General features: G+C 69.4%; 13 protein-coding genes. 3 read left to right on the forward strand and 10 right to left on the reverse strand.

Annotation, left to right across the window (positions count from 1 at the left end; all coding sequences use genetic code 11):
* Nucleotides 1–23: 23 nt before the first annotated feature.
* The 3 genes from hisC (at nucleotide 24) to V5F67_RS00275 (ending at nucleotide 3,577) form a co-directional block, all read left to right on the forward strand.
* Nucleotides 24–1,169, forward strand: a complete 1,146-nt coding sequence (hisC, locus tag V5F67_RS00265; RefSeq protein WP_394020998.1) for a histidinol-phosphate transaminase — start codon at nucleotides 24–26, stop codon at nucleotides 1,167–1,169.
* Nucleotides 1,166–2,107, forward strand: coding sequence for a prephenate/arogenate dehydrogenase family protein (locus V5F67_RS00270; protein ID WP_394020997.1), 942 nt, complete (start codon nucleotides 1,166–1,168; stop codon nucleotides 2,105–2,107). Before hisC ends, V5F67_RS00270 begins: the two co-directional genes overlap by 4 nt.
* Before the next feature lie 66 nt (nucleotides 2,108–2,173).
* Entirely contained in the window at nucleotides 2,174–3,577 is a 1,404-nt protein-coding gene (locus V5F67_RS00275) for a GGDEF domain-containing protein (RefSeq protein ID WP_394020996.1), read from the forward strand.
* Nucleotides 3,578–3,590: 13 nt separating this feature from the next.
* Here V5F67_RS00275 and V5F67_RS00280 read toward each other — a convergent pair whose 3' ends face one another.
* From V5F67_RS00280 to V5F67_RS00325, 10 genes are all read right to left on the reverse strand, one after another.
* Entirely contained in the window at nucleotides 3,591–4,112 is a 522-nt protein-coding gene (locus tag V5F67_RS00280) for a TIGR02444 family protein (RefSeq protein ID WP_394020995.1), read from the reverse strand.
* A gap of 250 nt (nucleotides 4,113–4,362) precedes the next feature.
* The gene (locus tag V5F67_RS00285) at nucleotides 4,363–5,994 is read right to left on the reverse strand and encodes a benzoate-CoA ligase family protein (RefSeq protein ID WP_394020994.1); all 1,632 of its coding nucleotides are present in this window, start codon (nucleotides 5,992–5,994) and stop codon (nucleotides 4,363–4,365) included.
* Between the two features lie 66 nt (nucleotides 5,995–6,060).
* A complete protein-coding gene (locus V5F67_RS00290; RefSeq protein WP_394020993.1) occupies nucleotides 6,061–6,669 on the reverse strand; it encodes a UbiX family flavin prenyltransferase in 609 nt (202 codons plus the stop codon).
* A gap of 128 nt (nucleotides 6,670–6,797) precedes the next feature.
* Nucleotides 6,798–8,279, reverse strand: coding sequence for a UbiD family decarboxylase (locus V5F67_RS00295; protein ID WP_394020992.1), 1,482 nt, complete (start codon nucleotides 8,277–8,279; stop codon nucleotides 6,798–6,800).
* 97 nt (nucleotides 8,280–8,376) lie between these two features.
* Complete coding sequence (locus V5F67_RS00300) at nucleotides 8,377–9,144, reverse strand: ABC transporter permease (RefSeq protein ID WP_394020991.1); 768 nt, start codon at nucleotides 9,142–9,144, stop codon at nucleotides 8,377–8,379.
* Nucleotides 9,141–9,977: an ABC transporter ATP-binding protein gene (locus V5F67_RS00305; protein ID WP_394020990.1), complete on the reverse strand. Its 837-nt coding sequence runs from the start codon at nucleotides 9,975–9,977 to the stop codon at nucleotides 9,141–9,143. The genes V5F67_RS00300 and V5F67_RS00305 overlap by 4 nt, the downstream gene beginning before the upstream one ends.
* 29 nt (nucleotides 9,978–10,006) lie before the next feature.
* Nucleotides 10,007–11,083 (reverse strand): ABC transporter substrate-binding protein, encoded by a 1,077-nt coding sequence (locus V5F67_RS00310; protein ID WP_394020989.1) that lies wholly within the window; start codon nucleotides 11,081–11,083, stop codon nucleotides 10,007–10,009.
* A gap of 151 nt (nucleotides 11,084–11,234) precedes the next feature.
* Nucleotides 11,235–11,756 (reverse strand): Rrf2 family transcriptional regulator, encoded by a 522-nt coding sequence (locus V5F67_RS00315; RefSeq protein WP_394020988.1) that lies wholly within the window; start codon nucleotides 11,754–11,756, stop codon nucleotides 11,235–11,237.
* Between the two features lie 150 nt (nucleotides 11,757–11,906).
* A complete protein-coding gene (locus tag V5F67_RS00320; RefSeq protein ID WP_394020987.1) occupies nucleotides 11,907–12,365 on the reverse strand; it encodes an Rrf2 family transcriptional regulator in 459 nt (152 codons plus the stop codon).
* 3 nt (nucleotides 12,366–12,368) lie between these two features.
* Entirely contained in the window at nucleotides 12,369–12,854 is a 486-nt protein-coding gene (locus V5F67_RS00325) for a GNAT family N-acetyltransferase (protein ID WP_394020986.1), read from the reverse strand.
* Nucleotides 12,855–12,908 lie beyond the last annotated feature (54 nt).

Raw genomic sequence — 12,908 nt, forward strand, 5'->3', positions numbered from 1 at the left:
CCCGGATTTCGGAGTTTCGCGTCATGTCCGCCGTGCGAGAGCCTTCCCCGTCTTCCCCCGCCCGCCCCGAGCCGCGGCCCGGCGTGCTCGCCATCGAGGCCTACGTGCCCGGCAAGAGCCACGCGCCGGGGGTGGAGAAGGTCTACAAGCTCTCCTCCAACGAGACCCCGCTCGGCCCGAGCGAGAAGGCGGTCGCCGCCTTTGTGGAGGCCGCCCGCAAGCTGCAGGATTATCCCGACGGCACCTCCCACGTCCTGCGCGAGGCCATCGCCAAGGCCCACGGCCTCGATCCCGCGCGCATCATCTGCGGCGCCGGCTCGGACGAGATCCTGAGCCTCGTGGCCCACGCTTATGTGGGGCCGGGCGACGAGGTGGTGTACAGCGAGCACGGATTCCTGGTCTACAAGATCGCCACGCTGGCCGCCGGCGGCACGCCGGTGGTGGCGAAGGAGCGCGACCTCACCGCCGACGTGGACGCCATGCTCGCCTGCGTGAGCCCGCGCACCAAGGTGGTGTTCCTCGCCAATCCCAACAACCCGACCGGCACCTACCTGCCGTTCGACGAGGTCAAGCGCCTGCACGCCGGCCTGCCGCCCCATGTGCTGCTGGTGCTCGACGCCGCCTATGCGGAATATGTGCGCCGCAACGACTACGAGACCGGGCTGGAGCTCGCGCTTTCCGCCGACAACGTGCTGATGGCGCGCACCTTCTCGAAGATCCACGGCCTCGCGGCCCTGCGCATCGGCTGGGCGGTGGGCCCGGCGCATGTGATCGACGCCATGAACCGCATCCGCGGCCCGTTCAACATGAACGCCCCGGCGCTGCTCGCGGGCGCCGCCGCCATCGCCGACGCGGCCCACGTGGAGAAGGCGGTCGCCCACAACGAGACGTGGCTGCCCTGGCTCACCGCCGAGATCGAGAAGCTCGGGCTCAGGGTCACGCCCTCGGTGGCGAACTTCGTGCTGATCCACTTCCCGAAGGAAGCCGGCCGCACGGCCAAGGAGGCGGACGCCTTCCTGACGAAGCGCGGCCTGGTGCTGCGCCAGGTGGCGGCCTATGGCCTGCCGGACAGCCTGCGCCTCACGATCGGCACCGAGGAGGCGAACCGCCTGGTGGTGGCGACGCTCGCCGACTTCATGGCGGGCAAGATGGCGGACACGGCGCCGTGACGCGGCCACTGGTTGACCGCCTCGCCATCGTCGGCGCCGGGCTGATCGGCTCCTCCATCGCCCGCGCGGCGCGGGAGAACCATCTCGCCGGCGCCATCGTGGTGGCCGACCGCGACCCGGCCGTGTGCGCCCGCGTGCGCGCGCTCGGCTTCGCCGACAAGATCACCGAGAGCGCGCGCGAAGCGGCGGACGGCGCGGACATCGTCATCCTGTGCGTGCCGGTGGGGGCGACGGAGACGGTCGCGGCCGAGGTCGGCCCGGCGCTGAAGCCGGGCGCCATCCTCTCGGACGTGGGCTCGGTGAAGGGCGCGGTGCTCGCCGCCATGGCGCCGCACGTGCCGGCGCACGCGCACCTCGTTCCCGCCCACCCGGTGGCGGGCACGGAATTCTCGGGACCGGACGCGGGCTTCGCCACCCTGTTCGAGAACCGCTGGTGCATCGTCACCCCGCCCGAGGGCGCCGACCCCAAGGCGGTGGAGCGCATCCGCCTGCTGTGGCGCGCCATGGGCGCGAACGTCGAGGTGATGAGCGCCGAGCACCACGACCTCGTGCTGGCCATCACCTCCCACGTGCCGCACCTCATCGCCTACAACATCGTCGGCACGGCGGCGCACCTGGAGGAGACGCTCACCTCCGAGGTGATCAAGTTCTCGGCCGGCGGCTTCCGCGACTTCACCCGCATCGCCGCCTCCGACCCCACCATGTGGCGCGACGTGTTCCTCACCAACCGCGAGGCGGTGCTGGAGATGCTCGGCCGCTTCACCGAGGACCTGTCCCAGCTCCAGCGGGCGATCCGCTACGGCGACGGCGAGGCGCTGTTCGAGCACTTCACCCGCACGAGGGCGATCCGCCGCTCCATCATCGAGCAGGGCCAGGAGACCCCCGCCCCCGACTTCGGGCGCCGCACGGTCGAGAAGCAGAAGCACGAGGAAAGCTGAGGACGCCGGCGCGTGCTCATCCGTCCCTGCCATGCTAGATTGCATGCGGCAGGGGACCGGCAGAGGATGGCTGAACAGCCTCGCAGACCGCGCCAGGAGTTCGCAGCGGCGGCAATCCTGTTCGCCGTGGTCTTCTGCGCGAGTCTGTTCGGCATCCTGACGCGTCCGCTCGGCTTCCTGGCCGCCTTCTGGCCCGCCAACGCGCTGCTGCTCGGCCTTCTGGTCCGCTTTCCCCGGCTTCAGACCGCTCCCGGGTGGGGATTCGCGATATTAGGATACCTTTTGGCCGATCTGCTGACGGGCGGCAGCTTGCTCCGGACGCTGTGGCTGACGGCGGCGAATCTCGGCGGCGTGACGGTCGGCGTGATCCTGTTCGGCATGCTCGGCGAGGAGGATCGCCGGCTGCGGCGCCCGCTGTCGGTGCTGTTCCTGTTCGGCATCTCGATAGGCGTCGGCGCCGCCGCCGCTCTGATCGGGGCGCCCGCCGCCCCGATTTTCTTCGGCAAGGACCTCTCTGCCGGCGCCGCATTCTGGTTCACCACCGAAATCACCAATGCCATCATCGTGCTGCCGGTCATCCTCACGGCGCCGTGGCCGCCGCGCCTGCCACGCCTGCGGCGGCCGCACGACATCCGCGATCTCGCCCAGAGGTCGGCCCCCGTCGCCTGCCTGTTCCTGTCGCTCGGCCTCGGAGCGTTCGTCGGCGGACCTGGCGCCGTGACGTTTCCCGCGCCGGCGCTGCTGTGGTGCGCCCTCTCCTACCCGCTGTTCACAACGGTGATGCTGACCCTGCTGGTGAGCATCTGGCATCTCATCGCAACCTCGCTCGGAGTGTTTTCGACTCACGTGGCGCAGCTCGACGGCTCGACCTCCGCGGACCGGCTCGCCATCATGCTGCTCGCCCTCGGCCCGCTCACCGCGGCGAGCATCAACGCCGCCCGCAACGACCTCTTGAAACGGCTGGAGGTGCTGGCGACCTACGATGCGCTCACGGGGGCGCTCGCGCGGGCCGCCTTCCTGGAGCGGGCGGGGCGGCTGTTCCTCGATCCGGTGCGCGCGGCGCCCCTCGCGGTGCTGATGCTCGACATCGACCGCTTCAAGGGGATCAACGACACCCATGGCCATGCCGCGGGCGACCGCGCGCTCGCGGCGGTGGCGGGCGCCGTCGGCCGCGGGCTGAGGGACGCCGACCTGTTCGGCCGGATGGGCGGCGAGGAGTTCGCCGTCATCCTCCCCCGCGCCTCCGGCGCCGATGCGGCGATGGTCGCCGAGCGGCTGCGGGCGGCGGTCGCGGCCATGGAAATTCCCATCGATGGCGCGGCGCCCCTGGTGCTCACGGTGAGCATCGGCGTGGCGCGCCAGTCGGGCGAAGGCCCGGCGCAGCTCGATCGCCTGCTGGGCGCGGCCGACCGTGCCCTTTACGAGGCGAAGAACACCGGCCGCGACCGGGTCGTGAGCGTCGACGGCTGAAGCCCGCGCGGCGTCAGCCCGGCGCCGCGGCCCGGCGGGCGATGAGGGCGATGGCGCCGTGCTCGGCGTCGTCGGGCGGGCGGCCCGCGCACGCGGCGACGACCGCCGCCATGGCGGCGATCGCGCGCGCCTCGGGCGTCCCCGATGCCGGCGGCAGGCCGCCGGCGAGGGCCGAGAGCGTGTCGAGCTCGATCAGCTCGGATTCGATCTCCACCTTCTTGAGCTTGTCGCGCAGCGCCTCGGTCACGGGCGTGGGGCCGGGCGGCGGGCCGGCCTTGAGGCGCTGGCGCACGGCGCGCAGCGCCTTCACCACCTCCGCATGCCAGGCCCCGACCGCCGCGCGCGCCGCCGCGAGCGCGGCCGCGTCCACCGCCGCCCCGCGCGCGGCGCCGGCAAAAGCGGCGAACAGCAGCAGGTTGACGTCCACCCCGGCGCGCTCCTGCAGCAGCAGGCAGGCGGGCGGCACGCCTTCGCTGGCATAGACCTTGAGCGCGAAGCGCGCGAGGTCGCTGGCGCCGGGCAAATCCTGGTCCATCGCGATCATCTCCCCATGCCGGCGCTCAATCCGCAGACTACGACGCGCTCATCATCCCGTCATGCCCCGGCTTGTCCGGGGCATCCACGGCGCCGCCTGCTCCGCGCCTCGGCACGTGCAGGCCCACCCGGCCGCACAGTGGATCCCCCGGACAAGCCGGGGGATGACGGCAGAACCAAGGATCGGCCGGCCAGCCTCAAGGCGGTGCCGGCTCCCCGCAGCCTCCACACGTCGGGGCGGAACGCGCCCCCTACTCGCGCAGCACCTTGCGGTCCACCTTCAGCAGCGTGGTGCGCGGCAGCGCCTCGATATAGGCGAAGGCGGCGGGCACCTTGTAGCCGCCAAGGGGCCGCACCTGGTCGCGCAGGGCCTGCTCCAGGTCGGGCGAAGCCGCATGCCCGTCCTTCAGCACCACGAAGGCCTTGGGCTTCACCAGGCCGTCCTGGTCCTCGAACGACACCACCGCCGCCTCCTTCACCGCCGGGTGGCGCATGAGCGCGGCCTCGATCTCCAGCGGCGACACCCACAGGCCGCTGACCTTGAACACGTCGTTCTCGCGGCCGGCGAACCAGAAATAGCCGTCCTCGTCGAAGGTCAGATTGTCGCCGCTGCGGGTCCAGCCGCCGATGAAGGTCTCGCGCGACTTCTCGTACTTGCGCCAGTAGAAGAAGCAGGCGGTCTTGCTCCTGATCCACGCCTCGCCCGGCACGCCCGGCTCGGTGACCTCGCGCCCGTCCTCGTCCACGAGCTTGATCTCGTAGCCGAACACCGGCCGGCCCAGGCTGCCGCGCTTGAAGTCCTTCGGCCGGTTGGCGATCCATTCGTAGGTCACTTCCGAGGAGCCGATGGAATCGAGGATCTCGATGCCGAAGCGGGCATGGAACGCCTCGAACAGGTGCGGCGGGATCTTCTCCGAGGCGCTGGCGACGAAGTCCAGCGCCGGCGGCTTCGCGAAGTCGTCCTTGTCCTCGATGAAGTCGAGCAGGTTGCGCAGGATCGTGGGCACGGTGACGAGCTTCGTCACGCGCTCCTTTTCCAGGATGTCGAGCACCACGTCGGGCCGCGCCGGCTGGCGGGTGAGCACGGCGGTCGCCCCGTAATAGAGCGGGATCAGCACGCCGGGCCACAGGCCGTGGGTGAAGTACTTCTTGGACGAGGCGAAGACCACGTCGTCGCTGGCATACTCCCAGAACGGCCCGTGCCGCTCCGGCACCACCAGGAAGTCGTGGGTGAGGTGGGTGATGCCCTTCGCCGGTCCCGTGGTGCCGCCGGAATAGAACATGTAGCACACGTCGTTGGCGTGCCGCGTGGTGCCGGGGAAGGGCTTGTCCTGCTTGAGCTCCGCGAACGCGCGCACCTCGCGGCCACCCAGCCTGCCGGCGATCGCGCCCGCCGGCCCGCGCACCAGGATGCGCTCCAGCGAGGCGGGCAGGCGCTCGGCGATCTCCTCCAGCTTGCCCAGCTGCTCGGCGTCGATGAACAGCGCCCGCGCCCCGGTGTCGATGAGGAAATAGAGCAGGTCCTTGGCCTTGTAGAGGTCCGACACCACCGCCGGGATCAGGCCGGCATGGATGGCGCCGAGCCACATGGCCACGTATTCGAGGCTGTCGGTGCCGAACAGCAGCACCCGCTGCTCGGGCTCGAGGCCGAAGTCGAGGAGGCCGCCCGCGGTGGCACGCACCTTCGCGTCGAGGGCGCGGTAGGAGATGCGCGCGCCGTCGATGACGAGCGCGGTCTTGGCCGCGCGGCCGGGATCGGCGATGTGGCGGCCGAAGAGCGTGTCGATCGGGTCGAGCCAGTCGGGAACGTCGGGATCGCGGAACGCGCGCCAGTCGGCGCAATAGAGGCGGTCCTTCGCGGACGCCGTCGGGTGGTCGAGCATCTCATGTCTCCATCGGCGCGGTGCCGATGCCTTCGTCCTGTGTGGCGCCGGCCGGCGCGGCGGCGCTCAGTCGCGGTCGGTGGGGGTGAGGGCGGAGAGATCCAGGCTGGTGTCGGCCTCGGTCCAGCGCTTGACGATGCCGGCGTCGAAGCCGAACAGGTCCAGCGCCCGGCCGACGCTCTGGTTGATGATGTCGTCGAGCGTCTTGGGGCGGTGGTAGAAGCCCGGCACGGGCGGCATGATGATCGCGCCGTTGCGCGTCGCCTGGTCCATGATCGCAATGTGGCCGGCGTGCAGCGGCGTCTCGCGGAACATGACCACGAGGCGGCGGCGCTCCTTCAGCACCACGTCGGCGGCGCGCGAGATCAGGTCGCCGGAATCGCAATGGGCGATGGCGGAGAGCGTCTTCACCGAGCAGGGCGCCACCAGCATGCCCTCGGTGCGGAACGAGCCCGAGGCGATGGAGGCGCCGATGTCCTTGTAGTTGTGCAGCACGTCGGCGAGCGCCTTGAGCTGGTCCCAGGTGACGTCCGTCTCCTCCATCAGCGTGCGCTGGGCGGAGGGCGAGACCACGAGGTGGGTCTCCACGTCGGGGATGGCGCGCAGCACCTGGAGCGCGCGCACGCCGTAGATGGCGCCGGAGGCGCCCGACATGGCGATGATGAGACGCTTCATACTTCAACTCCCATGCCGGGGGTGCCGTCGCCTCGACGACGAGGCCCGCCCCGCCGCGAGCCCGTGCGGCTCCGGCGGGACGGGCGATGATGGCATCCGCGCCGCCGGCGGCGGCGCGGACGGTGTCGTCAGAAGCCGTACTCTTTCCAGCGGCTGTCCACGAGCTCCCAATCCTGCGGCTCAGGCATCACCGAGCGCGGATAGCGGTCGCCCTGATAATTGGCCTCAGGCTCGAAGTCGAGGTTGATGGTGGCATCGATGAGCACGCGGCACCACTTGCCGGTGCCGTACATGTTGGTGTCGCGGTACTTGAGGCGGGTCGAGGGGTCGAGCGCCGAGCCGAACGTGCCGGGGAAGAAGACGATGTCGTCCTCCGCCGCGTTCACGCGGTAGGCGAACGCCCAGTCGAGCGCGCCGTAGTCGTGGATGTCGATGTCCTCGTCCACCGCCCAGATGTGCTTGTAGCGCAGATGCGCGGCGTTCGAGCCCCAGATGGCGCAGGCCGCCTGCTTGGCCTGGCCGCGATAGGTCTGGCGCAGCTGGATGATGAGGGTGGTGCCGTTGTTGGCCGGCGGGCAGTGCACGTCGGTCACGCCCGGCACGCCCGAGCGCTCCAGGATGTTCCAGGCGAGCGCGGCGCGCTGCACCGAGCTCATGATGGAGTTCTCGTTCAGCATCTTCGGCATGGTCCCTTCCAGGGTGCCGCGGAAGATGGGGTTGTTGCGGTGGGTGATGGCAGTCACCCGCACCGTGTGCTTCAGGCACTGGTCGCCGCCGAAATAGCCCGTGTACTCGCCGAACGGGCCTTCCATCTCGAAGGTGGACGGATCGTTGGAGATCCAGCCCTCGATGACGATCTCGGCGCTGGCCGGCACCTTCAGCGGCACGGTCTCGCAGTCCACCAGTTCCACCGGCGCGCCGCGGATGGCGCCCATGACGTCGTACTCGGACACGTCCGGCGGGATCGGCGAGGAGGCGCAGAACGGCAGGCAGGGCTCCCAGCCGTAGATGAAGGCCACCGGCATCTCCTTGCCCTGGCCGTTATACTTGGCGAAGTCCTGGCCCCAGTTCTGCGGCCGCCACAGCAGCACCGGCAAGGTGTTCTTCTTGCCGATCATGCCGCGGTACATGCCGACGTTCAGCCGGCCGGTCTCCGGATCGGCGGTCACCGTGCCCTGCATGGTGTTGATATAGCGTCCGCCGTCGAGCCGGTGCCAGCGCGGCACGGGGAACTCGAACAGGTTGATGTCGTCTCCCTTGAGGATGTTCTCCTTCACCGGACCGGTCGCCACCGTGACGGGGGGGACGCGGCTCGCATAGGCCTTGCGGGCGGCCTTCACGAGGTCGGTGATGGGCGCGTCCGGCGGCAGGCCGAACATCATGGCGACGCGCGAATACTTCGACAGGCCGCCGGTAAACAGCTGGGTGCAGCGCCCGCTCTTGTAGTCCTTGATGTTCTTGAACAGCAGCGCCGGCCCGTCGCCGTTGCCGAACGCCCGCCGCGTGATGGTGCCGAGCTCGCAATCCCAGTCCACCTCGCTGTCGATCTCCTTCAGCTCGCCGGCCTGGCGCAGGTGATCGATCCAACCCCGCAAATCACCGAACTGCATCTTGATACTCCTTGGGACCATGCGCGTTTATGGTTCGCTGGTGCCGGCGCGCTCCCGGCATCATGCATCCCGTGGCGTGCCGATGGCGGGCGTGACGTCAGCCGCGTGCGCGCTTCCAGGGAACCAGGAGCTTCTCCAACTCGTCGGTGGCGAGCGACAAAGCGAAGCCGATGAGGGCGATGACGACGAGGCCCACATACATGGTCTCGACGGAAAGGATCTGCCACGCGTTCCAGATCATGTAGCCGATGCCGGAATCGGCGCCGATCATCTCGGCGATGGCGATCAGGATCAGGCCCATGCCGAGGCCGAGCTTCACGCCGGCGAGGATCGGCGGCAGGGCGCCGGGGACGGCGACGGTGCGGAACAGCTGCCAGCGGCTGGCGCGGAAATTGTGCGCCACGTCCATGTAGATGCGGTCGATGTTGGCGACGCCGGCCTGGGCGTTGATGAGCACGGGATAGAACACGCCCATGGCCACCATGACGATCTTCGACGCCTCGCCGAGGCCGAAGATCAGGAGGATGAGCGGGAACACGGCGCTCTTGGGGATGGGATAGGTGGCCGACACCAGCGGATCGATGGCGATGCGCACCGGGCGCGAGAGCCCCGCCGCGATGCCGAGCAGCAGCGCCGGGATGCCGCCGACGATGAACCCGGCGAACAGGCGCCACAGGCTCGCCTGGAGGTTCACCCACAGCTCGCCCGAGGCCGAGAGCGCCCACATGCGTACCAGGATGGCGGAGGGCGCCGGGAAGAAGCGGGTGTCGATCCACCCCGCCTTCGCGGCAAGCTCCCAGAGGAGGAACAGGGCCAGCGGCGAGCCGAAGGCCAGCAGGCGGTCGTTCAGCGCCGCGCGGTTCATGCCTCGCCTCCCTGTTCCTGGAGCTTGGCGGCCCGCACCTCCTCGCGCAGATATTCCCAGATGCGGAACACGAACGCGCCGTAGACCGGGTCGCCGCGCAGGGCGACCACGTCGCGCGGCCGGCCGAAGGGGTTGTCGAGGATCGCCTTGGAGCGCCCCGGATGGGCGGTCATCACCATGATGCGGTCGGAGAGCGTGACCGCCTCGTCCACCGAGTGGGTGATGAAGACCACGGTCTTCTTGGTCTCCTCCCAGATGCGCAGCAATTCCTGGTGCAGCAGCATCTTGTTCTGCTCGTCGAGGGCCGAGAACGGCTCGTCCATGAGCAGGATGTCGGGATCGTTGGCGAACGCGCGGCAGATGGAGACGCGCTGGCGCATGCCGCCGGAGAGCTGGTGCGGGTAGCGGTCGCGGAAGCGCCACAGGCCGGTGGTCTCCAGGAGCGGGCGCACCCGCTCGGCGATCTCAGCCTTCGGGCGACGGCGCATGGCGAGGCCGTAGGCGGCGTTGTCGTAGACGCTCATCCAGGGAAAGATGCTGTCGCCCTGGAACACCATGGAATTGGTGGGCCGCCCGGCATCGTTGGGGGAGACCGAGATGGTGCCCGCCGTCGGCGCCTCCAGCCCGGCGAGGATGCGCAGGAGCGTGGTCTTCCCGCAGCCGCTCGGCCCGACGATGACGAAGAACTCGCCGGGCGCGATGTCGACGGAGATGCCGTCGACGGCGGTGAAGGAGCCGAAGGTCTTGACCAGCCTGTCGACGCGGATCTTCGGCGGCGGCGGCGGCATCTCCACGTCGACCGACATGGCGACCCGCAGTTCGGCAGCGTGCATCGGCTCGCCTCCCTTGGCCGGCGCCGGCGTCAGGTGCGTTGGCCCTTGTAGGGACCGACCTGCTTGAGCGCGTACTCGACGAACGAGCCGTCGATCACGGAATCGACGTTCGGGTCGAAGTCGAGGAAGCCCTGCTCGCGGTAGAAGGCGGCGTCCTTCTTCAGGCTCGCGACGTTGACGCCGCCGTTGGGATTGATGCCGGTGGGCACGATGCGGGAGAAGATGCCCTTGTCGTCCACCTTCATGTCCTCGCCGAGGATGCGCACCACCTCGGGGCCGTTCGGGCCGGCGAAGCGGCTGTCCTTCAGCGCGTCGTTGTAGAAGTGCGCCGCCTTCACGTAAGCGAGCATGAAGCGGCGGCCGAGCTCGGCCTTCTTGTTGATGAAGTCGTCGCCGTAGAGCAGCACGGCGATCTGCTGGTTGGGATAGATGGTGTCGTCCCAGTAGCGCACCGCATAGCCGCGCTCCACCGCCATGGTGGCGCCGGGCTCGGGCAGGATGCAGCCGTCGATCGCCTTGTTGGCGAGCGCCGGCACGTGCTGGGGATAGCCCATATAGACGTGGTTCACGTCCTTGTAGGTGAGCCCGCCCTTCTGGAGCGCCGCGTTGAGCGTCGCCCCCGGCGAGCCGCCGGGCGCGGCCTCGGCGATCTTGAGGCCCTTGAGGTCGGCGTAGGACTTCACCTGGCCGCTGTCGATCAGGTCCTTGCGGACCAGGAGCGGCATGTAGCCGTAGCCGGGGGGCGAGGAGCCCTTGTCGGCGGTGATCTTGATGTTGATGCCGCGCTTGACCGCGTTGAACAGGCCGGCCGAGGAGGCGCCGACGCCGATGTCGAGCTGGCCCGCGCCCAGGGGGGCGATGATCTTGGGGCCGCCGTCGAAGGTGACGAACTCGATGGCGATGCCCTGGTCTTTGAAATAGCCCTTCTCGTCGGCGATGAAGAATACGGCGTCGGACACCACGCCGCCGGCGCGGCCCACCTTGATGGTGGTCAGTCCCTGGGCGGCGGCAGGGCTGAGGATGGCGGGCGCGGCGAGCGCCCCGACACCTGCCGCGGCCATGGACTTGAGGTATTGACGGCGTGAGATGGAGCTGTACGAGGCCATCTGACATTCCTCCCGTGCGGCGTCTATCGCGCCAAGCAGGGTGTGCCCTGCCATTGCGCGATAAGGTTTCACTATCAAATTTGGTAGTCAAGTGCCGAAATGCGCATATTTGAATTCGCCATCGGCGCCCCTCTCTGCCCGCGCGACCCGTTCAGGATCGCGGGAGGTCAGCCGCGGCGATTCCGGCGGCTGGGGCAGGACGGTCCTCGGGGCCGATGCGCGCCACCAGCGCCTCGATGGTGACGCTCTCCAGCGCGGCCTCGGCGAGGCGGCGCGCCTGGGCCATCCGCGTCTTCACTTCCCGCCCCACCGCGCTCGGCGGCCCGGCCGGCTCAGCCTCCGGCCCTGACGGGAACAGGCGCATCACGTCCTGCAGCGACAGGCGGCGCGGGTTCGCGCACAGGGTCCAGCCTCCGGAGGCGCCGCGCACCGGACGCAGGATCGCCGCCTGCTCGAGCACCGCGGCGATGCGCGCCAGCTCGCGCCGCGAAAGGCCGTGGCGCTCGCCCACCTGCGCCATCGGCACCGCCGCCCCGGGATGGAGGGCAAGCTCCGCCACCACGCAGACGGCCGCCTGCGCCAGGACGCGCATGTCCGCGCGGGGCCAGGTGTCCGTATCGGCTCCCGCGCCCGCGCTGCCCCGGCCGTCTGCGACCACGGGTTCGACCGGCATGTCGCTCTCCTCTAATTTCTATTATTTCTATTGAATAACTTTATAAAAAGGCAAGAGACAAGCCGGGACGCAGGCGAGCACCGTTTCTCACGTATTTTCAGATAATTGGATGGCCCCGCCCAGGAGACTGCGGCAGGACGACGCGGACGCTCAGCCGGCGTCCGTGAGGTCCCGCCCCTTGGGCGCGGCGGCGGCCGCGGCGCCGACGCGGGCCTCGGCGCGGCGGGCATTGTTGATGATGGTCTGGATCGTCACCGAGCGCAGGGTGGCGGAGGTGATGCGGTCGATCTCGCCCAGCACCCGTGCCACCTCGCTCGCCACCGGCGTGTCGGCGCCCTGGCCGTCGTTCGGCCCGTCCTCCTCGAACATGGCGATGATGTCGTGCAGCGTCAGGCGGTTGGCGTTGCCGATGAAGGTGCAGCCGCCGGCCGGACCGCGGGTCGAGGAGACGATGCGGGCGCGCGAGAGCATGCGCAGCACCTTGGCGAGGTGATGCTGGGAGATGCGGTACTTGGCGGCGAGCTCGCTGGCCGCGATCTGCTCGCCGGGGCGCGAGGCGAGCTCGACGATGGACCAGATGGCATAGCGGGTCGCCTGATGCAGCTTCATGGCTCAGGTGCCGCTCGGCGCGGGGGAGATGCCCATCTCAAGCTCGATGAACGGTCCCGCGGTCATGCCGTGGCTGCGGAAGAACGAGATCAGGAGATGGTCGTCGATGTGCAGCATGGTGCGCATGGTGTGCACGCCGAGGCGCCGGAAGCGCGCCTGCAAGGCATTGAAAAGCAAGGTGCCGATGCCGGCGAGCCGCACGTCCTTGCGGACGCCGATGGCGAACAGCCAGCCGCAGGGCGGGGAGCCGAACTCCCAGGCGCGCACCTCGCCCACCACGTAGCCGACCACCGCGCCGTCATGGCGCGCGACCATGAAGGTGCGCTGCGCGCCGGACATCACCGGCGCGTAATAACCGTACCAGATTTCCGGCTTCTGGATGCCGGTGAGGTCGGAGTCGATGGCGATGATGGCGGGCAGATCGTCGAACTGCGCCTCCTCGATCGTCACCTTCTCCTCCAGCGTGCGCAGGAGATTCGCTTCGATCATCGATTTCCCATAGACCTTTCCCGTGGCGACGGCGAGTTTATGTTCCGTAGCATA

It is taken from the genome of Xanthobacter pseudotagetidis (assembly GCF_043194795.2).
Taxonomy (GTDB): Bacteria; Pseudomonadota; Alphaproteobacteria; order Rhizobiales; family Xanthobacteraceae; genus Xanthobacter; species Xanthobacter tagetidis_A.

Coding starts and splice junctions, on each gene's coding strand:
- hisC (WP_394020998.1), top strand. CDS start 24: ATGTCCGCCGTGCGAGAGCCTTCCCCGTCTTCCCCCGCCCGCCCCGAG.
- V5F67_RS00275 (WP_394020996.1), top strand. CDS start 2,174: ATGGCTGAACAGCCTCGCAGACCGCGCCAGGAGTTCGCAGCGGCGGCA.
- V5F67_RS00280 (WP_394020995.1), bottom strand. CDS start 4,112: ATGGACCAGGATTTGCCCGGCGCCAGCGACCTCGCGCGCTTCGCGCTC.
- V5F67_RS00285 (WP_394020994.1), bottom strand. CDS start 5,994: ATGCTCGACCACCCGACGGCGTCCGCGAAGGACCGCCTCTATTGCGCC.
- V5F67_RS00290 (WP_394020993.1), bottom strand. CDS start 6,669: ATGAAGCGTCTCATCATCGCCATGTCGGGCGCCTCCGGCGCCATCTAC.
- V5F67_RS00295 (WP_394020992.1), bottom strand. CDS start 8,279: ATGCAGTTCGGTGATTTGCGGGGTTGGATCGATCACCTGCGCCAGGCC.
- V5F67_RS00300 (WP_394020991.1), bottom strand. CDS start 9,144: ATGAACCGCGCGGCGCTGAACGACCGCCTGCTGGCCTTCGGCTCGCCG.
- V5F67_RS00305 (WP_394020990.1), bottom strand. CDS start 9,977: ATGCACGCTGCCGAACTGCGGGTCGCCATGTCGGTCGACGTGGAGATG.
- V5F67_RS00310 (WP_394020989.1), bottom strand. CDS start 11,083: ATGGCCTCGTACAGCTCCATCTCACGCCGTCAATACCTCAAGTCCATG.
- V5F67_RS00315 (WP_394020988.1), bottom strand. CDS start 11,756: ATGCCGGTCGAACCCGTGGTCGCAGACGGCCGGGGCAGCGCGGGCGCG.
- V5F67_RS00320 (WP_394020987.1), bottom strand. CDS start 12,365: ATGAAGCTGCATCAGGCGACCCGCTATGCCATCTGGTCCATCGTCGAG.
- V5F67_RS00325 (WP_394020986.1), bottom strand. CDS start 12,854: ATGATCGAAGCGAATCTCCTGCGCACGCTGGAGGAGAAGGTGACGATC.